The organism is Qipengyuania sp. B-5, from assembly GCF_056857815.1.
Genome location: NZ_JBSXNU010000037.1, coordinates 61,416 through 86,308 on the forward strand (window position 1 = coordinate 61,416; position 24,893 = coordinate 86,308).

Genomic DNA, 24,893 nt, shown 5'->3' on the forward strand with positions numbered 1-24,893 from the left:
CGACCATGTCTCCGGCGATTATGTTGGAGCGACTTCGCACTGCTTGGGGTGCGCGATGATTGGCGGCGCTAGGCCCGCCTGCGGGTGCCGAACGAACCTATCGTCGGAGTGGGGTGTACGCCTTGCACCGTCATGGTGCGCGCCATCTGCTCCGAAAGGGTGATCTCGCCGCCAATTCCCCGTTCACTGCTCAGGCCGAGAAAGGCATCGAAGATTCCGGCCTCGATGCGAAAGCTGCCATCTGGTTGATGCGATCCCATCGCCTCGCGACCGATCTCGAAGGTGAGGGTTTCCCGTTCACCCGGCCGGAGATGGATACGCTGGAAATCGACGAGAGGCATCCGCCGAGGCCGCGTTTCGCCGTCCGTCGTCCGGCGCGCGATGTAGAGCTGTACGGTTTCGGTCCCTTCGCAATTGCCTGCATTGTGCAGCTGCGCGATGGCGAAGATAGTGTCCCGCCCCAATTCGATCGAGAATTCGGTCAGGGCGAAATCGGCATAGGTCAGGCCGTGGCCAAAGGGCAGCAATGTAGACCCATCGGGCGTGCATATCTCCAGCGACAATTTTCCTGACGGAGACGTTTCACCGGTCAGCAACTCCGCGATGGCGTGGCCGCTCATCGTTCCCAGCTGGCCGGCATGCAGGATGCAGGGGAGGGATTCTCCCGAAATCCGTGGATCGATTGGCCGCGGTCCCATGGTGACCAACACCAGGCGCGGATTGGCGGCGGAAAGCGCGTATAATAACTGCTCGTTCGCTTCTCCGAGTTCACCCTTGTCGGTGCCGGCGAGAACCAGCACGACCGTTCCCGCCCGTTTCGCTGCCTCGATCGCCATTCCGATCGCCATATTGTCGGCGGCGATCATGTCTCCAGGCCCCGCTCCGCCGTCGCGCAACGCAAGGCCCGATACATAGCGATGCGGCACTCCGAGCTGTTCCAAGCCATCGATAATGCTCGCTGCGATGCCTGCCCGTCCGGCGAGAGGCGCGGATCGATCGGAAGCGGCGGGACCCACCAGAAGGACGTCGCCAGAATCTATTCCCAGCGGTAGCAATTGCGGTTCGTTGCGTAAAAGCACGGGGGAACGCCTTGCCAGCTCAAGCGCGGCTTCCCGATTGTGGATCGGTGTCGGCAAGTCATTCGTCTGCGGGGCCTGGCTGGACGACAAGGCGGCCCTAAGCAGGCCAAGACGGAATTTTGCGCGCAGTACGCGTGCGACCAAAGAATCCAGGCGCTCTGCTGAAATCCGCCCTTGATCGATAGCAGTTGCCAGCAAATCCGCCGATATGCCGTCGCGCAAGCCGGTAACCCCGGAACCCGTCAAGTCGCGCGCCAGATCGTCCCATTCGGAAAGCCATATTCCGTCGAAGCCCCCGGGCCCTTTAAGGAACCGAAATGCTGTATCTACCGCATGTTGGACTTCACCGCCCAGCTCATCGATAGCAATAGCTCCGACATCTGCCTCCGTAATGGCGGCGAGCGTAATATCGAGCGCTCCAGTCGGTCCCGTGCGTTTGTCGTCCTGTCGATAGCTTGCGATAATGCCGGACAAATCCAGACAAGATAGCAAGGCGAACGCGCCGCTTGCGTCCGTCTGCTGCAGCCCACGGATACGAGCAGCGGCTATGCGTGCGGCAAGATGCGTGTCCTGGCCACACGAATCCGAAGGTGCTCCACGCTCATCGGATAGAACGATCTCGGGACCGAATGCCCAGTTTATGCCGCGTCGCTCGGCCTCCTGCGCGATAACGGCCTCCGAAGTCTCGATAGCCTCCATATCCCAGCTCGAGCTTGCAGCGAGCGCAGTGGGAAATATCGTGTCGATCCCAGTCCCGGTTCTTGCCGGGAAAAGCAGGGGTATACCGAGACGCGACTCCGTCTGGGCGATATTCTGGAAATAATCGGCCTGTTCGCGGTCGCGGATTCCCTTGATCGATCCGATCATGCCCTTGCGAATATCAGCGGCGAGACGCTCCCTTTCACCGCGATCGCCGGGGAACGGGGCCGGTCGCATTGCCAACTGGCCCGCCTTTTCCTTTGCAGACATGTATGCCAGCAGATCGGCTATCAGCCTTTGGCATTCCGTATCGGTGATTGCCTGGATCATCCGATATTCGCTCGTGGTGCCAGGCGTACGGGTGACTGGAGGAGAAATGTCCGACTTCGACTGCGCACGTTGCCTCCATCTAGCTGTGACCGACTCAGATGTTCGTCCTACGGCGACACGCGTGGTGGATGACCGCCGAGGCGCGGGATCATCACAAGCGAGTCACGAAGATGAGAGGAAATGGTGAATATCCGGTAAGCGAGGCCGCCAAACCGCAGTTCGCATCGGGGCAAGCAATGCTTTGCCTTCCATCGTTTACGGACATAAAAATATCTTTATATGTCGGGCGTGATGCGGACTGAAACCATCTTTCGTGCCCTTGCGGACCCGACGCGCCTGCGGATCATGCGGCTGCTCGGCTCGATGGAGTTGGCGGTGGGAGAAATTGCTCAGGTCCTCGGGCAAAGCCAACCGCGCGTTTCACGCCATGTCGGTATCCTCTGCGATGCGAGGCTTGCCGAGCGTCGACGCGAGGGGAGCTGGATTTTTCTGCGCGCAAAGAGCGACGATGAGGATGCTTCAACTATCCGGGCCGACCTTGGGCGCTTTCTTTCCCGGATCGAGGCATTCGACAGCGACTTTGGTGAGCAATGCGAAAGCGACCGCCGCAGGTTGGCGGAAATCCGTGCATCTCGCGAGGCCCAAGCGCAGGAGTATTTCGCCGATCATGCCCATGACTGGGATGAATTGCGGCGCCTGCACTCTTCCGATGAACTGGTCGAAGCAGCGCTCGCCGAAGCGCTCGAGGAAAGGGCGCTGGGCCGCCTTCTTGATATCGGAACCGGTACGGGACGGATGGCCGAACTCTTCGCCGACAAGGCAGATCACATCGTCGCTCTCGACAAGAGCCTTGCCATGCTGCGGCTGGCCCGCGCCAAGCTACAACATCTCCCTGCCGCCCGGGTCGAGGTTATGCAGGGGGACTTCGCAAGCCTGCCCTTTGCGCCCGACAGTTTCGACACCGTCCTGTTCCACCAGGTGCTGCATTTTGCGACCAGTCCGGCAGCCGCTCTGTGCGAGGCGGCGAGGGTGACCCGGGCAGGCGGGCGAATTGCGATCGTCGATTTCGCCGCTCACCAGCGGGAGGAGCTTCGTGAGAAGCACGCCCATGCCCGGCTCGGCTTCGCCGACGGCCATATGCATGAACTACTCGATGATGCGGGCTTCGAACCGCGAGAGCCGATCTCGCTCGACGATGGTGAGATCGGCGTAAAGATCTGGGTGTGCAACCGCCGGCGCGGTTCGGAAAGGACAGTTGGATGAGCCCCACTCTCGACCAGATGCGCGAAGCGCAGCGGGCACTGGAAAGACCGCTTTTCTCCGGTTTGCCCGGCGACATCGAGGTCAGCTTCGAATTCTTCCCGCCAAAGACCGAAAAGATGGGCGAGACGCTGTGGCAGAGTGTCCAGACGCTCGCCCCTTTGGATCCGCGCTTTCTCTCGGTGACTTACGGAGCAGGCGGTTCGACGCGCGAGCGCACCCATCAGGCGGTTCGGCGCATCGTGAACGAAACGGCAATTCCCGCCGCAGCTCACCTGACATGTGTCGACGCGACCCGCGAGGAAGTCGATCAGGTGGCCCGGGAATACTGGCAGGAAGGCGTGCGCCATATCGTTGCCCTGCGCGGCGATGCCCCCAGCGGCTCAAAAGGCTATGCTCCGCATCCCGGTGGTTATGAAAATGCCGCCGACCTGATTGCCGGACTGAAGAAGATCGCCGATTTCGAAATCTCGGTCGCCGCCTATCCCGAGGTGCATCCGGACTCGTCGGACCGGCAGGCAGACCTCGATAATCTCAAGCGCAAGTTCGATGCGGGTGCGACACGCGCGATTACCCAGTTCTTTTTCGAGCCGGAATGCTTCTTCGACTTTCGCGACAAGGCGGCTGCTGCCGGGATCGAGGGCGAGATCGTCCCTGGTATCATGCCGGTCCTGAGTTTCGCGGCGGTCCAGCGTATGTCCGGCCTCTGCGGCACGGCCATTCCCGAGTGGATGGGAGGCCTGTTCGACGGTCTGGATGAGAGACCCGAGGCCCGCCAGCTCGTCAGCGCCACCATCGCCGCCGAAATGTGCCGCCGTCTCTATGCGGGCGGCGTCCGGCAGTTCCACTTCTACACCCTCAACCGCGCCGAGCTGAGCTATGCGATCTGCCACATGCTCGGCCTGCGACCGAAAGCGTAAATCAATGTCCAAGAGACACGAATTCGAAGCCGCCGCGGCGAAGCAGATTCTTATCAAGGACGGGCCCTACGGCACCGAGATCCAGCGCGCGAAGCTGGGACCGGAGGACTATGCAGGGGACACCGGGCTGGAGGCCGACCAGAAGGGCAATAACGATCTCGTCAACCTGACCCAGCCCCAAGTCATCCGCCGGATTTGCGACAGCTATATCGATGCGGGCGCACATATACTCGCCACGAACACTTTCAACGCTAACCGCATCAGTCAGGCGGATTATGGCGCGGAAGGGCTTGTCCACGACATCAACGTGGCCGCCGCGAAGATAATTCGTGAAGCGATCGACGCTCGCACCGATGGAATTCCGCGGTTTGTCGCTGGTGCAGTCGGGCCGACCAACAAGACGCTTTCACTGTCGCCCGATGTCGAGGACCCGGGCTTTCGCGAAGTGACTTTCGACGAGATCGTGGAGGTCTACGTCGAGCAGTCCCGGGCGCTTATCGAGGGCGGGGCAGATTTCATCCTGATCGAAACCGTATTCGATACGCTCAACTGCAAGGCGGCGATCATGGCGGTGAAGCAGCTGGAACGCGAGCTTGAGCGCGACATCCCGCTGATGATTTCGCTTACCCTTACCGACCTTTCAGGGCGCAATCTTTCCGGACATACCGTCGAAGCTTTCTGGTATACCGTGCGACACGCGAAGCCGCTTACGATCGGCCTCAATTGCAGTTTCGGCGCTGAGCAATTGCGGCCGCACGTCCAGATACTTTCCGACATCGCCGATGCCTATCTGATGGCCTATCCGAACGCCGGCCTGCCCAATGATCTTGGCGAGTATGACGAACTGCCGGAAACGACCGCCGCGCTCACCAAGGTCTGGGCCGACGGTGGCCGGATCAACGCGCTTGGAGGCTGTTGTGGCTCTACCCCCGAACATATTGCCGCGATGGCGAAGGCCGTCGCCGGCATCGCGCCACGAAAGCCACCCAGTATCGGCCCGGATATGCGCCTCGCCGGACTTGAACCCTTCACGATTGCCGCCTGATGAGTGACCTGACCACCGCCCGCTTCGTCAATATCGGCGAACGTACCAATGTGACCGGCTCTGCAAGGTTCAAGAAATTGATCCTCGCCGACGATTACGAAGCCGCCGTCGAAGTCGCACGCGACCAGGTAGACAATGGTGCACAGGTGATCGACGTCAACATGGACGAGGGTCTTCTGGACGCCGAGCATGCGATGACGACCTTCCTCAAGCTCATCGCCGCCGAGCCCGATATCGCGCGCGTGCCGGTGATGATCGACAGTTCCAAATGGGACGTGATCGAGGCAGGCCTGAAATGCGTTTCCGGCAAGCCGATCGTCAATTCGATCAGCATGAAAGAGGGCGAGGAAGCTTTCCTCGAACATGCACGCAAATGCATGGATTATGGCGCTGCCGTTGTCGTGATGGCCTTCGATGAAACCGGACAGGCCGATACGAAAGAGCGCAAGGTCGAAATCTGCAGCCGGGCCTATGACTTGCTTACCGGTATGGGTTTTCCGCCAGAGGATATCATCTTCGATCCCAACATCTTCGCGGTTGCAACGGGGATCGAAGAGCATGACCGCTACGGCTTGGACTTTCTCGAGGCGGTAAAGGAAATCAAGCAGCGTTGCCCGCATGCCAAGACGAGCGGCGGCCTTTCAAACCTGAGCTTCAGCTTCCGCGGCAACGAAACGGTGCGCCGCGCGATGCATTCGGTTTTCCTGTTCCACGCGATCCCCGCCGGGCTCGACATGGCAATCGTCAATGCTGGCCAGCTGGATGTTTACGACCAGATCGATCCTGAACTGCGCGAAGCATGCGAGGATGTGATCCTGATGCGCCGCCCGGATGCGACCGAAAGGCTGATCAACCTTGCCGAAAGCTATCGCGGCAAGAACGCGGCGGACGAGAAGGCCGCGGAAGAATGGCGCGGATGGCCCGTCCAGCGGCGGCTCGAACATGCGCTGGTGAAAGGCATCGACGCGCATGTAGTGGCCGATACCGAAGAAGCTCGTCAGGAGTTTTCCCGGCCCATCGAAGTGATCGAGGGTCCGCTGATGGACGGTATGAACGTGGTCGGCGACCTGTTCGGCAGCGGCAAGATGTTCCTGCCCCAGGTGGTGAAGTCCGCCCGCGTCATGAAGAAGGCGGTCGCTCACCTCATCCCCTTCATCGAGGCTGAGAAGGACCTGCTTCCGGAACAGGAACGCAAAGCCAAGGGCAAAATCGTGATGGCCACGGTCAAGGGCGACGTTCACGATATTGGAAAGAACATCGTCGGCGTCGTGCTGCAGTGTAACGGTTACGAAGTAATCGATCTTGGCGTCATGGTGCCATGGGCAAAGATTCTCGAAACCGCGCGCGAAACCCGGGCAGACATGATCGGCCTGTCCGGGCTCATCACGCCCTCGCTCGACGAGATGGTCACCGTTGCGGAGGAAATGCAGGCTGCGGAAATGACCATGCCGCTGCTGATTGGCGGAGCTACCACCAGCAAGGTACACACCGCGCTGCGCATCGATCCTGCCTACAAGGGGCCGGTGATCCACGTGCTGGACGCAAGCCGTGCTGTGGGTGTGGCCAGCCGGCTTCTGTCGGACACCCAGCGGAACGATTTCGTCGAGACCACCGCCGCCGATTATACCAAGGTACGGGAGGCGCGCGAAGGCAAGACACAGAGCGTGCTGCTCAGCCTCGAAGACGCGAGAGCGAACTTCTTCGACGCCTATCTCTCGGACAAGGCCGCGCCGCCCTTGCAGCCCGGGGTCCACTCTTTCGAAGATTGGGATCTGGCAGAGTTGCGCGACTATATCGACTGGACACCGTTCTTCCGCGCCTGGGAACTGCACGGAACCTATCCCAAGATCCTCGACGACGAAGTGGTGGGCGAAACCGCGCGCCAGTTGAAAGACGATGCGGACCAGATGCTCGACCGGATCATCGGCGAGAAATGGCTGACCGCCAAGGGAGTTGCGGGTTTCTGGCCCTGCGCGCGCGACGGCGACGATGTGACACTTCACCTCTCCGAGCGCGAGGAGCATGTGGTTCTCCCCTTCCTTCGCCAGCAAGTGAAGAAAAGCCGCGACCGGGCGAATATGTGCCTGGCCGATTTCATCGATCCGGCGGGCGACTGGATCGGCGGCTTTGCCGTCGGCATCCACGGAATCGAGGAGCACTCGAAGCGATTCCTTGCCGACAAGGACGATTATTCGGACATCCTCCTGAAGGCGCTGGCTGATCGCTTTGCCGAAGCCTTTGCCGAGCGGCTTCATCAGCATGTCCGTACGGATTTATGGGGGTATGCGCCGCAAGAGCAGCTCACCAACGAAGCGCTGATCAAGGAGCAGTATCGCGGCATCCGTCCGGCGCCCGGCTACCCTGCCTGTCCCGACCATAGCCTGAAGCCCATCCTGTTCGATTTGCTCGATGCCGGAACGAATGCGGGGCTCAAGCTGACCGAAAACTATGCCATGCTGCCTACTGCGGCAGTGAGCGGCTTCTATTTCGGCCATCCCGAAGCGCAATATTTCGGAGTTGCGCGTATCGGCCGCGACCAGCTGGAGGATTACGCACAGCGGCGCGGTGTGGATATCGCGACTGCCGAACGCTGGCTCAGGCCCAATCTGGATTGACCGCACTGCGCTAATCGCGCAGGGCATTTGCGTCGGCTTCAGGAGCGATTCTGCAGCGGGCGCGCACGGGAGAGACTCTGCGGGAAGACCCGCATAGCGCCGAAGGAGCAACCGCCCCGGAAACTCTCAGGCACATGGACCGTGCGCTGCCATCGACACTCTGGAAAGCGTCGCCCGATCAGGCGGCCACCGAAGGGGTAAGCGCGCTAACTGGCGTGTCAGTCTCTCAGGTTTCCCGACAGAGGGGGCATGGGTTGGTTTGGCGCACGGCGACGGGCGCACCCATGCTTTTGAAGGACGGGACTTGAGCGAAGAAAACGAAACCTTTGAGGACGAAATCGGCACTCTGCCGCTCGATGCATGGCATCGCGGCAAGGGCGCGCGCATGGTCCCGTTTGCCGGTTACGAAATGCCGATCCAGTATGATGGCATCGTTGCCGAGCATAATTGGACGCGTGACCAGGCGGGCCTGTTCGATGTCAGCCACATGGGCCAGCTCATGGTGACCGGCGAGAAGGCTGCCGAGGAACTGGAAAAGCTGCTTCCCGGCGCGATCGCCTCGCTCAAGCCCGGGCGCACGCGCTATTCGCTGCTGATGGCCGAAGACGGCGGCATCCTCGACGATCTGATGGTCACCAATGCGACGCCATGGATCGAGGGTGACGAGGAAGAAGGTACCGAGGGCCACTGGGGAGTGCCGGCCTACTATCTCGTGGTGAACGGTGCGATGAAGTGGGACGATATCGCCCATTTGCGCGAACATCTCGATGACGACGTCACTCTCACTCACATGGACGAGCATGCGCTGATCGCGCTGCAGGGTCCGAACGCCGCCACCGCCCTCAATCGCGTGATGCGCAATGTCATCGACGACATGGTCTTCATGGATTCGCTCGTCCACGACTTCGGCGAGTGGCCGCTTCGCATCACCCGCTCGGGATATACCGGAGAGGATGGTTTCGAAATCTCGGTTCCCGCCGAGTTTGCCGAAAGCCTCTGCGACCGTCTCTGTGCTGAAATCGAGGTGCGTCCCATCGGCCTCGGTGCGCGAGACAGCCTGCGTCTGGAAGCGGGCCTTCCGCTCTACGGCCACGACATCACCGAAAAAACAGATCCGGTTTCTGCCGATCTCCTCTTCGCGCTCACCAAGAAGCGCCGCGAGGACGGGGGCTGGATGGGGCATGAAGCGGTGGCCAAGGTGCTCGCCGATGGTCCCGCGCAAAAACGCGTCGGCTTGGCGATCGACGGCCGCTTGCCTGCGCGCGAGGGTGCGCTCGTCTATTCTGGCGAAAAGCAGGTCGGCCGCGTCACCAGCGGCGGGTTTTCGCCCACGCTCGAACGGCCGATCGCCATGGCCTATATCGACACCGCGCTCGCCGATGAAGGAACCGAACTCGAAGTCGAGGTTCGTAACAAGAGATTGTCCGCGAAGGTCGCCAGCATGCCCTTCGTCCCCCACCGCTATCACAGAGGAAAGTGAGAGAGATGGCCCGTTATTTCACCGATGAGCATGAATGGATCGACCTCGAAGGCGATACCGCCACGGTCGGCATCACCGATTACGCGCAAGGCCAGCTTGGCGACATCGTCTTCGTGGAACTGCCCGAAGTCGGCACTATGGTCGAGAAGGGCAAGGATGCCGCCGTGGTCGAAAGCGTCAAGGCGGCAAGCGATGTCTACGCGCCTCTTTCAGGCGAAGTGGTTGAGGTGAACGAAAGCCTCGATGACGATCCGGCCCTGGTCAACTCCTCGCCCGAAGAAGACGGCTGGTTCTTCAAGATGACCGTCTCCGACAAGTCCGAACTCGAAGGCCTGATGGACGACAAGGCCTACAAGAGCTTCTGCGACGGGTTGTAACTTCGTCATCCCGGCGGAAGCTGGGATCGCTGTCCGCATGGTCGGACTTTGCTGCACCAGATCCCAGCTTTCGCTGGGATGACGGGATTTTGAAATGCGCTACCTTCCCCTGACCGATGCCGACCGCTCGGAAATGCTCGAGAAAATCGGTGCGTCCGATGTGGACGCCCTGTTCGTCGATGTGCCGGAGGAAGCCCGGCTCGACGGTCCGATCCATGGCCTGCCGATGCACGCCAGCGAGATGGCCGTCGAAAAGCATATGCGGCGGCTGTCGAAGAAGAACCTTGCGGCCGCCGATGCCGCCTTCTTCCTCGGTGCGGGCGCTTACAAGCATCACGTCCCTGCCAGCGTCGATCACATCATCCAGCGCGGCGAGTTCCTGACCGCATACACGCCCTACCAGCCGGAAATCGCGCAGGGCACGCTGCAGATGCTGTTCGAATTCCAGAGCCAGGTCGCGCATCTCTATGGCTGCGCGGTGGCCAATGCGAGCATGTACGATGGTTCGACCGCGTGCTGGGAAGCGGTGGCGATGGCTGGCCGCATCGCGCGCGGCAAGAAACGCAAGGTGGTGCTCTCCGGCGCGCTGCATCCGCATTATGCGGAGGTCGTGAAGACCATGGCGAAGTTCACCGACGACGAGATCGCACATGCCAGGCCCGCCATGCAGGCAGAACCTGACAATGAAGGCCTGATCGCGCGCATCGACGAGGATACCGCCTCGGTCGTTGTGCAATATCCGGACATTCTTGGTCGCGTGACCGACCTTGCTCCCATAGCAGAGGCAGCCCATGCCAAGGGCGCGCTTCTGATCGTCGTGAATACCGAACCGGTCGCTCTGGGCGCGCTGAAGTCGCCCGGTGAGATGGGCGCGGATATCGTCGTGGGCGAGGGCCAGTCGATCGGCGTCGGCCTGCAGTTCGGCGGTCCGTATCTCGGCCTCTTTGCCGTGCGCGATCCCAAGCATGTCCGCATGATGCCGGGCCGCCTGTGCGGCGAAACGCAGGATGCCGAGGGCAAGCGGGGCTATGTGCTGACGCTCTCCACTCGCGAGCAGCATATCCGCCGAGAAAAGGCGACCAGCAACATCTGCACCAATTCGGGCCTCTGCGCGCTGGCATTCAGCGTTCACATGACGCTGCTGGGCGAAGCCGGGCTGCGCCGCTTGGCGATGGAGAACCACCGTCTCGCCTGCATCGCCGCCGACCGGCTGGCCAAGGTGCCGGGCGTTTCGGTGCTCAACGACAGCTTCTTCAACGAATTCACCATCCGCCTCGGTACCGATGCGCGTGCCGTCGTGCGCAAGCTGGCCAAGCAGGATGTGCTTGCAGGGGTCTCGCTCGGCCGCCTGTTCCCCGACCACGCCGACCTCGCCGACGGGCTGATCGTCGCGGTCACCGAAACCACGACCGAGGAGGATATTGAAACCCTTGCCTTGGCTCTCGAGGAGGTGCTGGCATGAGCGCGCCCAACGCATCCGGCTGGAAGCCCGGCACGCCTGTGCAGGATCACAACGCCATGGCCGGTCCCGATACCGTCACCGGCAACCGCGCACTGATGCTGGAGGAGCCGCTGATCTTCGAGATCGGCTCGACCGAGACCACCGGTGTCGACCTGCCCGAACCGCAGTCCGGCTCGAACCGCCTCGGCGGGCTCGACCGCAGCGGGAAAATCGGCCTGCCCGGTCTTTCCGAACCCGAAACGATCCGCCACTACACGCGCCTTTCGCGCCAGAACTACGCCATCGACCTCGGCCTCTTCCCGCTCGGTTCGTGCACGATGAAGCACAATCCGCGGCTGAACGAGAAGGTCGCGCGCATGCCCGGCTTTGCCGATGTCCACCCGTTGCAGCCGGTCGACACGGTGCGCGGCGCGCTGGAGGTCGTGAACGAACTGGCGCACTGGCTGATCGAGCTGACCGGGATGCACGGCGTGGCGATGAGCCCCAAGGCGGGCGCGCATGGCGAGCTGTGCGGAATTCTCTGCATCCGCGCTGCGCTGGAAGCCCGCGGCGATGCCCGCGAGGTTATCCTCGTCCCCGAAAGCGCGCACGGCACCAACCCGGCGACTGCGGCCTTTGCCGGTTACCGGGTGGAGGACATTCCCGCCAATGCCGATGGGCGGGTCGATCTGGAAGCGCTCAAGGCGCGGCTGGGCCCGGACGTGGCGGGCGTGATGATCACCAACCCGAACACCTGCGGACTGTTCGAGCGCGACATGAAAGCGATCTCCGACGCGGTCCATGAAGCGGGCGGTTTCGTCTATTGCGACGGGGCCAATTTCAACGCCATCGTCGGCAAGGTGCGCCCGGGCGACCTCGGTGTCGACGCGATGCACATCAACCTGCACAAGACCTTCTCTACCCCGCATGGCGGCGGCGGTCCGGGTTCGGGGCCGGTGGTGCTGTCCGAAGCGCTTTCGCCTTATGGCCCGCTGCCCTTCACGGCGCGGACGAAAGACGGCGTGGTCCACCTCGTCGAGGAAGAGAACGCAGCCGAGTTCGAGCATACAAAGGCCTTCGGCCGCATGACCGCCTTCCACGGGCAGATGGGCATGTTCACCCGTGCGCTGGCCTATATCCTCAGCCACGGTGCGGACGGTCTCAGGCAGGTGGCCGAGGATGCGGTGCTCAACGCCAATTACATCCTGCGCAGCCTCGAAGACGTGCTCCATGCGCCCTTCGGCCACAGCGGGCCGTGCATGCACGAGGCGCTGTTCGGAGATAAGGGTTTCGCCGGGGACGTCTCGACGCTCGACCTCGCCAAGGCGCTGATCGACGAGGGCTACCATCCGATGACCATGTACTTCCCGCTGGTGGTGCATGGCGCGATGCTGGTCGAGCCGACCGAGACCGAGAGCAAGGCGGCGCTGGACCAGTTCATCGGCGCGCTGCGCAGCGTGGCGGAGCGGGCGAAGGCAGGCGACGAAAGTCTCAAGACCGCACCGCATTATGCCCCGCGTCGCCGCCTCGACGAGACGCTGGCGGCACGCAAGCCGATCCTCGCCTGGGAAGAACCCAACCCTCCCGGCGGTGCGCCGAGCATGAGCGAGCAGGGCGGACGGTAAGCGCGGGCCCGCGGCCATGAAGATCGTCTTCAGCCGCAAGGGCTTCGATAGCGCTTCGGGCGGCGGACCTTCGCCGATCGTGGACGGCAGGCCGTTGAGCCTGCCGATCCCGGCAGGCGCTGCGTCGCGCACCAGCTACCGCGATCTGGGGCTTGGGGACCATGCGGCCGCGGCCAGTCGCGGCAAACTTGGCGCGGACGATCTCTGCCACCATGATCCCATGTTCCGCGATGACGGAACCTGTCTCTTCGGACAGGTCGGTGCGGCGCAGACCCACCTTGCCAATCGCGGCGTGGGAAAGGGCGATGTATTCCTCTTTTTCGGCCTGTTCCGCGAGGAGGAGAGCGGCGAACTGCACCACCGGATCTTCGGGTGGATGGAGGTCGCCGAGACCGTTCACCTCGCGCGCGGAGTGCCCGCCTGGCTGGCCGAAGCGAACCACCCGCATGCGCTGGAAATGCATGGCCCCAACGACTGCATCTATATCGGACCGGGCGGCACGGCTGCGCGGGCGAGCGAGGACTTGCGCCTCACCGTTCCGGGCGGGCCGCCATCGCTGTGGAAGCGGCCCGACTGGCTGAAGCGGGGAGGGTTATCCTATCACGACCGTCCCGAGCGTTGGCTCGGCAACGGGCGGCTGAAGAGCGTGGCGCGCGGCCAGGAATTCGTGGCCGATGTGGGCAGGCGTCAGCCCCCGCGCGAATGGCTCGCGCGGGTGATGCGCGAACTCAGAGGGTCTTGATGACTGAGGAGAAGTCGAGCCCCCCATGCTCCTCGGCTAGTGCCTCGTAGATTTCCGCAGCCTTGGCGCCGAGCACGGTTTTCGCATCGACATCTTTCGCCGCATCCATCGCGAGGCGCAGGTCTTTCAGCATCAGCGCGGTGGCGAAGCCGCCCTTGTATTCGTTGTCCGCCGGGCTTTCGACACCGACTCCAGGCATCGGCGTATAGGCATTGAGCGACCAGCAGTATCCCGAGGACTGGCTGGAAATCTCGTAGAATTTCTGCGGATCGAGGCCGAGCTTTTCGGCCATTTTCATGGCTTCTGCCGTGCCGATCATCGAGATGGCGAGCAGCATGTTATTGCAGATCTTCGCGGTCTGCCCCGCGCCCGCATCGCCCGCATGGATCACCGCCTTGCCCATCGCCTGAAGCACTTCCTCGGCGCGCTTGAAGGCCTTGTCGGTTCCGCCGACCATGAAGGTCAGGGTGCCGCCATTCGCCGCTGCGATCCCGCCCGAAACGGGGGCGTCGACCATGTCGTACCCAGCAGCCTCGGCGTTAGAGATCACTTCCCTGGCGGTAGCAACGTCGATGGTCGAGCAGTCGATCAGGACAGCACCTGCAGGGGCGTGACCGATGACGCTTTCTTTATAGACCGACTTCACGATTGCGCCATTGGGCAGCATCGTCACCACTGCATCTACACCTTGGCATGCCGCGCCGGCATCGTCGAACGTTGTGCACCCGTGTTCAGCGGCTGTATGAAGCGCTTCATCGGCAAGGTCGAAGGCGTTCACCTCGTGCCCCGCCTTGACGAGGTTCGCGGCCATTCCGCCGCCCATGTTTCCGAGGCCGATGAAGGCGATTTTCATGTTCTCTCTCCGCGTATTCTCGTGTTCGAAGGGGAGGGGCTCAGCGCCCCTTCCACTTGCCTTCGCGCTTTTCGACGAAGGCGGCCATGCCTTCCTTCTTGTCCTCACTCGCGGCGAGGATCTGGAAGATGCGGCGCTCGATGATCAGGCCCTGGTCGAGGCTGGTTTCGAAAGCGGCATTGACCATTTCCTTGTTCGCGATTGCGGCCATCGGCGGCATCGAGGCGATCTGCGCGGCGGTTTTCATCGCCTCGTCGAGCAGGCTGTCATGCGGCACGACGCGGGCGACGAGGTTGCTGCGTTCGGCTTCCTCGGCATCCATCATCCGGCCTGTCAGGCACATCTCCATCGCCTTCGACTTGCCCACCGCCTTTGTAAGGCGCTGCGATCCGCCCATGCCCGGCGCGACGCCGAGCTTGATCTCGGGCTGGCCGAATTTGGCGTTTTCGGATGCGATGATGAAGTCCGCCATCATCGCCAGTTCGCACCCACCGCCGAGCGCGAAGCCGTTGACTGCGGCGATCCACGGCTTGCGGGTTTTCTTGACGATCTCGCTGGTCCAGGGGGCGAAGAAATCCTCGAGGTAGAAGTCCGCAGCGTCCTTCTCGCTCATTTCCTTGATGTCGGCACCGGCGGCAAAGGCCTTGTCGCCCGATCCGGTCAGAACTGCGCAAAGCTGGCTGTCGTCCGCTTGATAGGCGGCGAAGGCGTGAATCAGTTCTTCGAGAACCGTGCTGTTCAAAGCATTCAGCGCCTTGGGGCGGTTCAGGGTGATCAGCGTAACCGCGTCACGTTGTTCGACGGTGATGGTTTCGTAGCTCATAGGGGTTTCCATTCCTCGTCAGCGGGAAGCGGGGCGAAGATGCTGTCGAGCAGTTCGTCGCTCACGCCCTCGGGCGTTGCCGGATCCCATTGGGGGTCGTTCGTCTTGTCCACGATCACCGCGCGCACGCCTTCGGAAAAATCCGGGCGGGTCAGCACGCGACTGGCGATGCGGTATTCCATGCGCATGTTGTCGGCGAAGCTGTCCAGCTTCTCGCTCTCCGCCAGCTGGCGCAGTGCCACCTTGCAGGTCTGCGGGCTCTTGGAGCGCAGGGTGGCGAGTTCCTTCGCCGCCCATTCGCTGTCGTCCGCCTCGAGGCTGGCGAGGATGTCCTCGTAGCGATCGGAGGCGAAGTGCTTCTTGATGGCATCGAAATTGGCTTCGATCCGCGCTTCGGGCGGGGACACGGAGAGTTCCGAGAGGATGCCCGAGATGCGGTCCGGATGCTCGGTGATGCGAGCCTTGGCTTCGGCCAGCTTTTCCGTCGGCAGGTAATGCGTGGCGATGCCCGCCCAGACGCACTCCGCCCCGTCGAGCCGTGCGCCGGTCAAGGCAAGGAACTGGCCGAGCCGGCCGCCGAGGCGCGAAAGGTGCCAGCCACCGCCCACGTCGGGGAACAGGCCGATACCTGTTTCGGGCATGGCGAAGCGCGTGTGTTCTGTCGCGACGCGATATTTGCACGGCAGGGCGATGCCCACGCCGCCACCCATGGTGATGCCGTCCATGAAGGCCACAATGGGCTTGTTATAGGTCATCATCTGGTGGTTGAGCTGGTATTCGTCGTGGAAGAATTCGCGGCCGCTCTTCCCGCCATCGTTGAGTGCGGAATGGCGCAGCAGGTTGATGTCGCCCCCGGCGCAGAACCCGCGTCCTTCGGCATGGTCGAGGATCACGGCCTCGACCTGGCCGCTTGCGCCCCACTCCGTCAGCGCAGCGCTCATCGCGTGGCACATGTCGAGCGTAAGCGCGTGGAGAGCCTTGGGGCGGTTCAGCGAGATATGGCCGGTGCGGCCATGCGCATGGATATTCACTTCGTCGGTCATGTTACTCTCGCTTACTGACGCAGCAGGTCGCGGCCCACGATCATTCGCATGACCTGGTTCGTGCCTTCGAGGATCGAGTGGACTCGCAGGTCGCGCCAGAACCGCTCGATCGGATATTCACGCAAGTAGCCGTACCCGCCGAAGAGCTGCAGCGCGTCGTTGACGATCTTGCTGCCGCTATCGGTGGCAAGGCGCTTGGCCATGGCGGAGAACTTGCTCTTGTCGGGCGCATTGTCTGTGACCTTCGCCGCGGCAAGATAGAGCAGAGCGCGTGCAGCCTCCAGATCGGTCGCCATGTCGGCGAGCATGAACTGCGTGTTCTGGAAGTCGGCGATGGGTGTGTCGAACTGCTTGCGGTCCTTGGTATAGGCCACCGCCTCGTCGAGACAGCGCTGCGCCCCGCCGAGGGAGCAGGCACCGATATTGAGACGGCCGCCGTCGAGGCCCATCATGGCAAAGCGGAAACCTTCGCCTTCATCGCCCACGCGGTTGGCGACCGGAACACGGGCATCTTCGAAGATCACCTGCGCGGTGGGGCTGGCGTTCCAGCCCAGCTTCTTTTCAGGCTTGCCGAAAGAAACGCCGGGCGTGTCCTTGTCGATCACCAGGCAGGTTATGCCCCTGGTCTTGTGGTCGGAAGTGCGGACCATGGTGACATAGACGTCGTTGAAACCGCCGCCCGAAATGAACTGCTTGGTGCCATTGAGCACATAATGATCGCCATCCAGCTTCGCGCTCGTCTTGAGGCCCGCAGCATCGGAGCCGCTACCCGGTTCGGTCAGTGCATAGCTGGCGATCTTTTCCATTGTGACGAGGTCGGGAAGATATTTCTCCTTCACCTCCGCGCCTCCGAACTGGTCGATCATCCAGGCGGCCATGTTGTGGATCGATATATAGGCGCTGGTCGCGGGGCAGCCGTATGCCATGGCTTCCATGATCAGTGCTGCCTCGAGCCGGCCGAGGCCGATGCCGCCGCTTTCTTCGGAGACGTAGATCGCACCGAAGCCGAGTTCGGCGCTTTGTTTGATCACGTCGCGCGGAAAGTGCGATTTCTCGTCCCACTCCGCAGCATGCGGGGTGATGTTGTCGGCAGTGAAGCGCTGCGCCATTTCCTGGATCTGCAGCTGCTCTTCGGTAAGCTGGAATTGTCCTGTCATGGCTGCGCTCTAGCCCTGTGGACGGGTGATGGGAAGGGGGCCGCGGGGTCAGCCGCGAACGATTGCCTCGGCTTCGATTTCGACTTTCCATTCCTTGCGGCAAAGCCATGCGCAGCCGACCATAGTTGCGGCGGGCTGCACCTCTCCGAAGAAGCGCGCATGGACTTTGCCCACCTCTTCCTGATCGTCGAAATCGGTCAGGAACATGCGGGTGCGCACGATGTCGTCTCGTGTGCCGCCCAGTTCCTCGATTACCTTCAGGATCAGCGTGAAACAGCGCTCGGCCTGTGCGGCGGCACCGCCCGGCGTGGAGGAGCCGTCGTCCTCTACCGGGCCGGTGCCAGCAACGATGATCCGGTCGCCCTCGCGAACTGCCCGGGCGAACCCGAACTTCGTTTCGTAGGGAGAGCCGGTGAAGGCATGGCGGCGTGTGCTCACCCGCAGGTTATCTCGGTGATCGTCATGCCTTCGTCATAGCGGACATTCACGCGGTCCTGGCGGTAATCCATGGTCCAGGCCGAATTGGGCGGCCCCCAGCGAAGAGTGCGCGCCCCGCTTTCCTCGAGTATTGCCGCGCCGGCTTCCGGTGTCGCTTCACTACCCACGTATGACTGCGCCGCTTCGGCATTGCACGTGCCACCTGCAGAGGGGGGAGAGGGAGTGTCTTCGCCATAGGCGGTGGCGCAGGCGGCCAGCGGGATGGTGGCGGCGGCCAACAGGATCGTCTTCATGCTTATTCTCCTCAGGCAGGGCATTTGGTGTAGGTCAGCGGCTCGGCCAGCGCATCTTCGCCATATTCGCTGCGGACCAGTTGCGTGCCGTCTTCCGACAGGCTGAGCTCCATGTCGCGGGTCCATTCCATACCTTCGCCGGTGAAAGCATAGGTGGCCCTGAACTGGCCGGGTTCGCTGGTTTCCACGGTATCTACCACGCCGCGCGATTCGTAGAACTGGATGCCCTCGGCATCGATATTGATCAGACCCTTCGCATCGCCGCGGTCGGAGGTGCAATCGGCAGGAACGAGGCCCCATCGTCCATGGAGGCTGCCGGGGATATCGCCATCTACCATATCGGCGGGCGGCGTCGCACCGTCTCCGATGCCGCCATCGGGTTCGACGGGCATCATCGTCTCTTCGGTCTCGGGCCTGTCTTCGATCGGTTCAGCGCATGCCGCAAGGGCGAGAAGCGTGAGGGGTAGGGCGGAGCGGAGAAGGTTGAGCTGTTTCATGCTGTCTCCAACGCTCCGCACCGAAATCCTATCCCATCGTCGGAATGACGAAAGCGTTCGAGCCATCGCCGCCGCCGTCGGGCCAGCGCTGGGTGACCTTCTTGGCCTTGGTCCAGAACTTCAGGCCTTCCATGCCATATTGGTCGATGTCGCCGAAGCCGCTGCGCTTCCAGCCGCCGAAGCTGTGGTAGCTCACCGGAACCGGGATCGGCACGTTGATGCCGACCATGCCGACATTGACGCGGCTCGCGAATTCGCGAGCCGCATGGCCGTTGCGGGTGAAGATGGCGACGCCATTGCCGTACTGGTGCTCGCTCGGCAGGCGCACGGCCTCCTCGAAATCCTTGGCGCGCACGATCTGGAGGACGGGGCCGAAGATTTCTTCCTTGTAGCTTTCCATGTCGGTGGTGACCCGGTCGAGCAGGGTCGGGCCGACGAAAAAGCCCTTTTCATGGCCCTGCAGGCTGAAGCCGCGCCCGTCGATCACGACCTCGGCGCCTTCCTTCTCGGCGGTGTCGATCCAGCCTTCGACGCGCGCCTTGTGTTCGGGGGTGACGACGGGGCCGTAATGCGCATCCGGGTCGTTCGAGACACCTACCCGCAGGCCGTTGATAGCAGGGATCAGCTTCTCGCGCAGCTTATCGGCGGTGTCCTCACCAACCGGGACGACGACGGGGAGCGCCATGCAGCGCTCGCCTGCAGAACCGAAAGCGGCCCCGGCAAGATCGTTCACCACCTGGTCTAGATCGGCATCGGGCATGACGATGCCGTGGTTCTTCGCCCCGCCGAAGGCTTGCACGCGCTTGGCGTTGGCCGTGCCGCGTGAGTAAATATATTGCGCGATGTCGGATGAGCCGACGAAACTGATCGCCGGGATATCGGGATGGTCGAGGATGGCATCGACCATTTCCTTGTCACCGTGGACCACCTGCAGCAGGCCTTCGGGAGCGCCCGCTTCGAGGAACAGTTCGGCAAGCCGCACAGGCACGCTGGGATCGCGCTCGGAAGGCTTCAGGATGAAGGCATTGCCAGCCGCGATCGCCATGCCGAACATCCACATCGGGATCATGGCCGGGAAGTTGAACGGGGTGATGCCAGCACCGATACCGAGCGGCTGGCGCATCGAATAGACGTCGATACCGGGCCCCGCGCCTTGCGTGTATTCGCCCTTCAGCGCCTGCGGGATGCCGCAGGCATATTCGATCACCTCAAGGCCGCGCTGCACGTCGCCATGCGCATCGTCGACGACCTTGCCGTGCTCGCTCGAAAGCAGTTCGGCGAGTTCCTGCTTGTTCGCTTCGACCAGTTCCTTGAACTTGAACATCACGCGGGCACGGCGCTGCGGGTTGGTCACCGCCCATTCGGGCTGGACCTTCTTGGCCGCATCGACCGCTTTCTGCAGCAATGCAGCATCGCCCAGCGGGACTTCGGCCTGGACCTCGCCCGTCGACGGGTTCCAGATCTGGTGGGTGCGATTGGCGGAGCCACCGGCCCCGCCAGCGATGAAGTGGTCAACCTGGCGCATGGAAAAATTCCTCTCTTTTCTTGCCAACGGCCTTGGCAAGCGAGAGGTCCGAAATCAACCGGTATCAAATGAAACCGGGAAGGATTGCGTCTAGCCGACCGCTGCCATCATCTGCGCGCACAGGATCGCGCCATAAGTACCCAACGCATAACCGAGCACCGCCAGCAACACGCCGACCGGGGCCAGGGCGGGATGGAAGGCCGCAGCCACCACCGGTGCCGATGCAGCACCGCCGACATTCGCCTTGCTGCCCACTGCGACGAAGAAGAACGGCGCCTTGATGATCTTGGCGACGATCAGCAGCAGGATGATGTGGAATAGCATCCAGATCGCCCCGATCGCCATGAAAACTGGCGCATCCATGATCTTGGTCACATCCATCCGCGTACCGATGACCGCCACCAGCAGGAAGATGAACAACACGCCGAACTTGCTTGCACCGATGCCCTCAAGTTCGCGGGCGCGGGTGAAGCTTGCCAGCAAACCGGCCGTTGTGGAGATCACCACGACCCAGAAGAAGCTGCTCGCCAGCGTTGCCTCTTCGCCCTGCAATTCGGCGAAGAAATTGCCCAGCCACCCGCCCAGTAGATGCGAAAACCCAACCACGGCGAAGGCGACGCCGAACAGCAGGACATAGTCGTTGGCCGTGGCGATCCGCTCTGTTTTCGCGGTGTAGTCCGCCATCGAGTCACGCAGCCGTGCGATGGATGAACTGTCTGCACCGAGCCAACGATCGACACGTTCATGCGCGCCGGCACCATAGAGCAGGAAGATCATCCAGATTTCCGCCACGATGATGTCCACTGCTAGCAGGGCGGCAAAACCTTCCAGTGGATAGCCATAGACTTCAAGCATGGCAGTCTGGTTCGCGCCTCCACCGATCCAGCTTCCCGCCAGCGTCGCGAGCCCGCGCCAGGCGGCGGTGTCACCCGAGCCGATCACGGTGGGATCGAACTGCGCCACGATCCACAGGGCCAGCGGCCCGCCCAGGATGATCCCGACCGTGGCGGTCAGGAACATGATGATCGCCTTGTTGCCGAGGCCGAGGATGCCCTTGATGTCGATGCTGAGCGTCATCAGGAACAGCGCGGCGGGAAGGAAGTAATCCTTGGCGATCGGCCAGAGCTGGCTTTCCGACGTGTCGATCAGGCCGGTCGTCACGAAGAGTGACGGCACGAGATAGCAGACGAGGATGATCGGCACGAAGACGTAGAAACGCTGCCAGCCCGGCCGGTCGCGCGTGGCGAATACGAAGGCCAGCAATGCGGCCAGCAGGCCGAGGATGATACGATCGTCGGTGATCATGGGGTAAGCGTCCCTCTCTCGTATTCGCCGCGCCTATCCGGCAGCGAAAGTGCCGGTATCGAAGAAATGCGCGATCTTCTTTTTTTGCGGTAGGATGTCGAGCCCGCGTTCGGCAAGCCAGTCGTTGTCGAAAATGGTGTCCGAATAGCGCGCCCCGTCGTCACAGAGGATCGAAACGATAGAGCCCGACATTCCCCTGTCGGCCATCTCCGCGGCGATCTTTGCGCAGGCCCAGACATTGGTGCCGGTCGACCCGCCGCAGCGCCGGCCGAGCCGCTCGCTCACCTCGTGCGCGGCAGCGATGGAGCAAGCGTCCGGGATCACTTCCATCCGGTCGACCACGTCGGGCAGGAAACTGGGCTCGACCCGCTGGCGGCCGATCCCCTCGATGCAGCCGGAGGGATGATCCACCCGCTCGACCGATCTGTCCGCCCAGTGGCGATGGAAGACGGAACCTTGCGGATCGGCCACGCAGACGCGCGTGGCAAAGCGGTTGTAGCGGGCATAGCGGCCGATGGTTGCGGATGTCCCGCCAGTACCAGCGCCGCACACGATCCAATGGGGAACCGGATGCGGTTCACGCGACATCTGCGTGAAAATCGATTCGGCGATATTGTTGTTGCTCCGCCAATCGGTCGCCCGTTCGGCGAAGGTGAACTGGTCGATGTAATGCCCGCCCAGCTCGTCCGCCAGCGCCTGCGCGGCATCGTAGATCTCGCAAGGCTTGTCGACGAAATGGCACTCCCCGCCGTGAAAGGAGATCGCATCGATCTTGGCCTTCGCAGTGCTGCGGGGAACCACGGCGATGAAGCGCAGGCCGAGCATGCGGGCGAAATAGGCTTCGGAAACGGCGGTCGACCCGCTCGACGCCTCCACGATAGCAGTGTTCCGGTGAATCCAGCCATTACACAGCCCATAGAGGAACAGCGAGCGCGCCAGCCGGTGCTTGAGGCTGCCGGTGGGATGGCTCGATTCGTCCTTCAGGTAGATCGCGATGTCGGGCAGCGAAGGGACCGGCAAGGGGATCAGATGCGTATCGGCCGAGCGATTGAAATCCGCTTCGATCCGGCCAATCGCCCAGTTCTGCCATTCGCGCTTGTCAGTCATCGGGGCCTTGTATCGCCTCCGGACCGCAGGGGAACCCCGGCGCCGCCATTTTCCGCGGGCAAGGCCGGAGTGTATTGACCGTTTCGCGAAAATCATGGCAAGCGCCCCACCTCGCGGGTGTAGCTCAATGGTAGAGCAGCAGCTTCCCAAGCTGACGACGAGGGTTCGATTCCCTTCACCCGCTCCAGCGGGTTGTCCGGTTGCACTAAAGTTGCGCCTAATTTGCAGATTGCTGCACCGCGCCGCCGGGGCTGGACCTTCGTACATCCAATTTCCATCGCTGGCTTGTGGGAACATTAGCTTTGCGCCCTCACCTCGGTCATTCGAGCGGTTGCAACTTTCGCCCGAAACCTGCCGTTCGATCAAGCTTGCCGCGATGACAGCAAAGCGCTCCCTTCCCGGTCATTCGGTGGATTGATCGGCGCGCCCTAAAGCCGACGTCGGATCAGGAGGCTCCATTTCGTCGCGAATGATGAGGAAGATGATCTGCTGCGCTGCCAGGAAAACACCATCAATTCGCTCGTGAAGCGGAAAGCCGGAACCGCATTGGCAAGCCACCGATGAGTTTACTCTGTACTTGCTACCAGATCTAAGGTGGATCAATTAGATTGCACGTATCACAGTCGATCCCGTAATATTGTCGGAACTGGTGCTTGGCGAGCGCGATGAGGGTGGCGTTGTCGCTCTTCCCGGTGAGCCATTTGAAGTCGTAGCAGAACGGCCCCGGTCGCAGGGTCCATTGCAGCGCCAGATCGTACACGAGCATGCCAGTGAAGAAGGTCTGCACGAGCATGTTGATGTTCTGATCGCTGCGGCCACGTATCGCGCGCGGAAAGATCTGCTCGGTATCGGCTCGGTCCTGAAAGAGGGACAGATGATCCACAAGAAGGGCGCTCTCCTCGGGCGTCGCCTTATCGCCCGCCAGCCACATACCGGGCCAGCAGAAGAATTCAGGTCGCTTCAGCTTGTCGCGACAGAAAGCGATATAGTGCGCGACCATGACGCGCACCGGCGTGTTGACGGCTCGGAAGCCGAATGTGCGATGCTCCTCCATCAGCGCGTCGACCGGACCACCATCTCCGACAAGGCTGACGACCGCTTCAAGGGCCGCACGCGGATGGTCGTAACCGCAACGGTCGGTCAGCCGACCCGCAATATAATCATATTCGAGGGCGGAGTAGGTCTGCACGCCGTTCGCAAGTTCCGGCGCCTCCGCCGCTGCCAGACACAGAAGCGTGAAACGGGCGCCTGCATCCACATCGCTGATGAGGTCGTCGAAATGCTCGATATCCAGCGGAAAACCACGCGTGGGGTTGATCGCCAGATCGCAAATCAAAAGAAAGAGACCGACCAGCGGGTCGTCGTAGCGCTCCGGCCATTGTGTGGCCGTCAACCTGAGGAACAGCTCGAAGGCATCCCGGTAGAGCGGCGCGAAATAGCCACCGTCGCGATAGGTCTGAAGCAGTTGAGGGCCGCCGGCCGACGCCAGAAACTGGATCTGACAGAAGCGGGCTTGGCTTTCAAAGATGTGGCGCCGGCCGATCTCCGCGTAGGGCGGCCGCGGACCATAAGGAAAGCCTTCGCTGCGCTCGGCATGCAGGCGACGGGTTTCCGCATCCCAGCTCTTGGGATTTGGAAATTGGCCGTCAGTGAAGTCGCACGAGCCGTTGATGGCGCTGACGGTGTCGCCATAGGCCTTGAGATAGCTGTGCCCTACACCGAGGAAGAAGGGCGAGCGCTCATGCTCCAGCACCGACTCGGGAAAGAGGGCGAGCTGCTTATAGTAGTTAATATCGAGTGCGTTGTTTACGGCGACATTGCCGGCAACGAGCCCTGGATCGAGGGTCGGCGTGCCGTCGATCAAAGCGCGATCTGCCCATCCCTTGATCGGCTTCACGGCGCCGACCTCGCGCGCAAAATCCGCGAGGAAGCCCATGCTGCCGTACACCTGCGCAGGATAGGCCAGGCTCAGGATTAGGCCTGCCGTCGAGCCCACATGTTGCCACCAGTGGATCGTTTCGTGCAGATAGGTGGAATAGGCCTGATACAGTTCGGCCGTCTCATAGCCGTCTGTTTCCTGCCGGGTGATGGCATCGACCAGTTCATGCGTTCGGGGGCTCAAGCGCAGCACGAAATGCTCCGTCGTGTACGTGCCGAGCGCATTGATGGTCGCCTCGAACACCGTCTGATCGCTGCGGGGATTGAGCAGGGCCGGGTTCAGATCGGAAAACCGAAGCAA

At 62.1% G+C, this 24,893-nt stretch carries 21 protein-coding genes, 1 tRNA gene and 2 riboswitches; of the genes, 10 read left to right on the forward strand and 12 right to left on the reverse strand.

The annotated features are described in order from the left end of the window. Window positions 1–68 precede the first annotated feature (68 nt). Window positions 69–2,108 carry a glycoside hydrolase family 3 C-terminal domain-containing protein gene (locus AC13CE_RS05830; RefSeq protein WP_482971830.1) on the reverse strand — a complete coding sequence of 680 codons (2,040 nt, stop codon included), beginning with the start codon at window positions 2,106–2,108 and terminating at the stop codon, window positions 69–71. Between the two features lie 291 nt (window positions 2,109–2,399). On the opposite strand from AC13CE_RS05830, the gene AC13CE_RS05835 reads away from it, so the two are divergent. The 9 genes from AC13CE_RS05835 (at window position 2,400) to AC13CE_RS05875 (ending at window position 13,613) form a co-directional block, all read left to right on the forward strand. Further along, window positions 2,400–3,371, forward strand: a complete 972-nt coding sequence (locus AC13CE_RS05835; protein ID WP_482971831.1) for an ArsR/SmtB family transcription factor — start codon at window positions 2,400–2,402, stop codon at window positions 3,369–3,371. Beyond that, window positions 3,368–4,288: a methylenetetrahydrofolate reductase gene (gene metF / locus AC13CE_RS05840; protein ID WP_482971832.1), complete on the forward strand. Its 921-nt coding sequence runs from the start codon at window positions 3,368–3,370 to the stop codon at window positions 4,286–4,288. The genes AC13CE_RS05835 and metF overlap by 4 nt, the downstream gene beginning before the upstream one ends. Before the next feature lie 4 nt (window positions 4,289–4,292). Next, window positions 4,293–5,333: a homocysteine S-methyltransferase family protein gene (locus tag AC13CE_RS05845; RefSeq protein WP_473821546.1), complete on the forward strand. Its 1,041-nt coding sequence runs from the start codon at window positions 4,293–4,295 to the stop codon at window positions 5,331–5,333. Beyond that, complete coding sequence (gene metH / locus AC13CE_RS05850; protein ID WP_482971833.1) at window positions 5,333–7,948, forward strand: methionine synthase; 2,616 nt, start codon at window positions 5,333–5,335, stop codon at window positions 7,946–7,948. The genes AC13CE_RS05845 and metH overlap by 1 nt, the downstream gene beginning before the upstream one ends. 56 nt (window positions 7,949–8,004) lie before the next feature. Then, a riboswitch (glycine riboswitch) is annotated at window positions 8,005–8,100 on the forward strand. Further along, window positions 8,101–8,200: riboswitch (glycine riboswitch) on the forward strand. Window positions 8,201–8,252: 52 nt separating this feature from the next. Continuing rightward, window positions 8,253–9,428 (forward strand): glycine cleavage system aminomethyltransferase GcvT, encoded by a 1,176-nt coding sequence (gene gcvT, locus AC13CE_RS05855; protein WP_482971834.1) that lies wholly within the window; start codon window positions 8,253–8,255, stop codon window positions 9,426–9,428. Window positions 9,429–9,433: 5 nt separating this feature from the next. Further along, window positions 9,434–9,805, forward strand: a complete 372-nt coding sequence (gene gcvH / locus AC13CE_RS05860; RefSeq protein ID WP_482971835.1) for a glycine cleavage system protein GcvH — start codon at window positions 9,434–9,436, stop codon at window positions 9,803–9,805. Between the two features lie 94 nt (window positions 9,806–9,899). Then, window positions 9,900–11,267, forward strand: coding sequence for an aminomethyl-transferring glycine dehydrogenase subunit GcvPA (gene gcvPA, locus AC13CE_RS05865; RefSeq protein WP_482971836.1), 1,368 nt, complete (start codon window positions 9,900–9,902; stop codon window positions 11,265–11,267). Further along, window positions 11,264–12,871 carry an aminomethyl-transferring glycine dehydrogenase subunit GcvPB gene (gene gcvPB / locus AC13CE_RS05870; RefSeq protein WP_482971837.1) on the forward strand — a complete coding sequence of 536 codons (1,608 nt, stop codon included), beginning with the start codon at window positions 11,264–11,266 and terminating at the stop codon, window positions 12,869–12,871. The genes gcvPA and gcvPB overlap by 4 nt, the downstream gene beginning before the upstream one ends. Before the next feature lie 16 nt (window positions 12,872–12,887). Further along, the gene (locus AC13CE_RS05875; protein ID WP_482971838.1) at window positions 12,888–13,613 is read left to right on the forward strand and encodes an Nmad3 family putative nucleotide modification protein; all 726 of its coding nucleotides are present in this window, start codon (window positions 12,888–12,890) and stop codon (window positions 13,611–13,613) included. Here the strand turns inward: AC13CE_RS05875 and mmsB are convergent. The 10 genes from mmsB to AC13CE_RS05925 form a co-directional block, all read right to left on the reverse strand. Beyond that, window positions 13,600–14,574 carry a 3-hydroxyisobutyrate dehydrogenase gene (gene mmsB / locus AC13CE_RS05880; protein WP_482971839.1) on the reverse strand — a complete coding sequence of 325 codons (975 nt, stop codon included), beginning with the start codon at window positions 14,572–14,574 and terminating at the stop codon, window positions 13,600–13,602. The two genes, AC13CE_RS05875 and mmsB, sit on opposite strands and share 14 nt — an antisense overlap. Then, complete coding sequence (locus tag AC13CE_RS05885; protein ID WP_482971840.1) at window positions 14,507–15,289, reverse strand: enoyl-CoA hydratase-related protein; 783 nt, start codon at window positions 15,287–15,289, stop codon at window positions 14,507–14,509. Before AC13CE_RS05885 ends, mmsB begins: the two co-directional genes overlap by 68 nt. After that, window positions 15,286–16,332 carry an enoyl-CoA hydratase/isomerase family protein gene (locus tag AC13CE_RS05890; protein WP_482971841.1) on the reverse strand — a complete coding sequence of 349 codons (1,047 nt, stop codon included), beginning with the start codon at window positions 16,330–16,332 and terminating at the stop codon, window positions 15,286–15,288. The genes AC13CE_RS05885 and AC13CE_RS05890 overlap by 4 nt, the downstream gene beginning before the upstream one ends. Before the next feature lie 11 nt (window positions 16,333–16,343). Beyond that, entirely contained in the window at window positions 16,344–17,489 is a 1,146-nt protein-coding gene (locus tag AC13CE_RS05895; protein ID WP_482971842.1) for an acyl-CoA dehydrogenase family protein, read from the reverse strand. A gap of 48 nt (window positions 17,490–17,537) precedes the next feature. Then, a complete protein-coding gene (locus AC13CE_RS05900) occupies window positions 17,538–17,927 on the reverse strand; it encodes a RidA family protein (RefSeq protein ID WP_482971843.1) in 390 nt (129 codons plus the stop codon). Continuing rightward, window positions 17,924–18,220 (reverse strand): I78 family peptidase inhibitor, encoded by a 297-nt coding sequence (locus AC13CE_RS05905; protein ID WP_221537889.1) that lies wholly within the window; start codon window positions 18,218–18,220, stop codon window positions 17,924–17,926. Before AC13CE_RS05905 ends, AC13CE_RS05900 begins: the two co-directional genes overlap by 4 nt. An 11-nt stretch (window positions 18,221–18,231) precedes the next feature. Continuing rightward, window positions 18,232–18,717: a hypothetical protein gene (locus tag AC13CE_RS05910; protein ID WP_482971844.1), complete on the reverse strand. Its 486-nt coding sequence runs from the start codon at window positions 18,715–18,717 to the stop codon at window positions 18,232–18,234. 28 nt (window positions 18,718–18,745) lie between these two features. Continuing rightward, on the reverse strand, window positions 18,746–20,242 hold the full coding sequence (locus AC13CE_RS05915; RefSeq protein WP_482971845.1) for a CoA-acylating methylmalonate-semialdehyde dehydrogenase: 1,497 nt from the start codon (window positions 20,240–20,242) through the stop codon (window positions 18,746–18,748). A 90-nt stretch (window positions 20,243–20,332) separates the two neighbouring features. Beyond that, window positions 20,333–21,547 (reverse strand): DUF819 family protein, encoded by a 1,215-nt coding sequence (locus AC13CE_RS05920; protein ID WP_482971846.1) that lies wholly within the window; start codon window positions 21,545–21,547, stop codon window positions 20,333–20,335. A gap of 33 nt (window positions 21,548–21,580) precedes the next feature. Then, window positions 21,581–22,654 (reverse strand): PLP-dependent cysteine synthase family protein, encoded by a 1,074-nt coding sequence (locus AC13CE_RS05925; RefSeq protein WP_221537885.1) that lies wholly within the window; start codon window positions 22,652–22,654, stop codon window positions 21,581–21,583. A gap of 113 nt (window positions 22,655–22,767) precedes the next feature. On the opposite strand from AC13CE_RS05925, the gene AC13CE_RS05930 reads away from it, so the two are divergent. Further along, window positions 22,768–22,841: transfer RNA gene (locus tag AC13CE_RS05930), tRNA-Gly, on the forward strand. A gap of 402 nt (window positions 22,842–23,243) precedes the next feature. Here AC13CE_RS05930 and AC13CE_RS05935 read toward each other — a convergent pair. Next, window positions 23,244–24,893 carry a hypothetical protein gene (locus tag AC13CE_RS05935; RefSeq protein ID WP_482971847.1) on the reverse strand — a complete coding sequence of 550 codons (1,650 nt, stop codon included), beginning with the start codon at window positions 24,891–24,893 and terminating at the stop codon, window positions 23,244–23,246.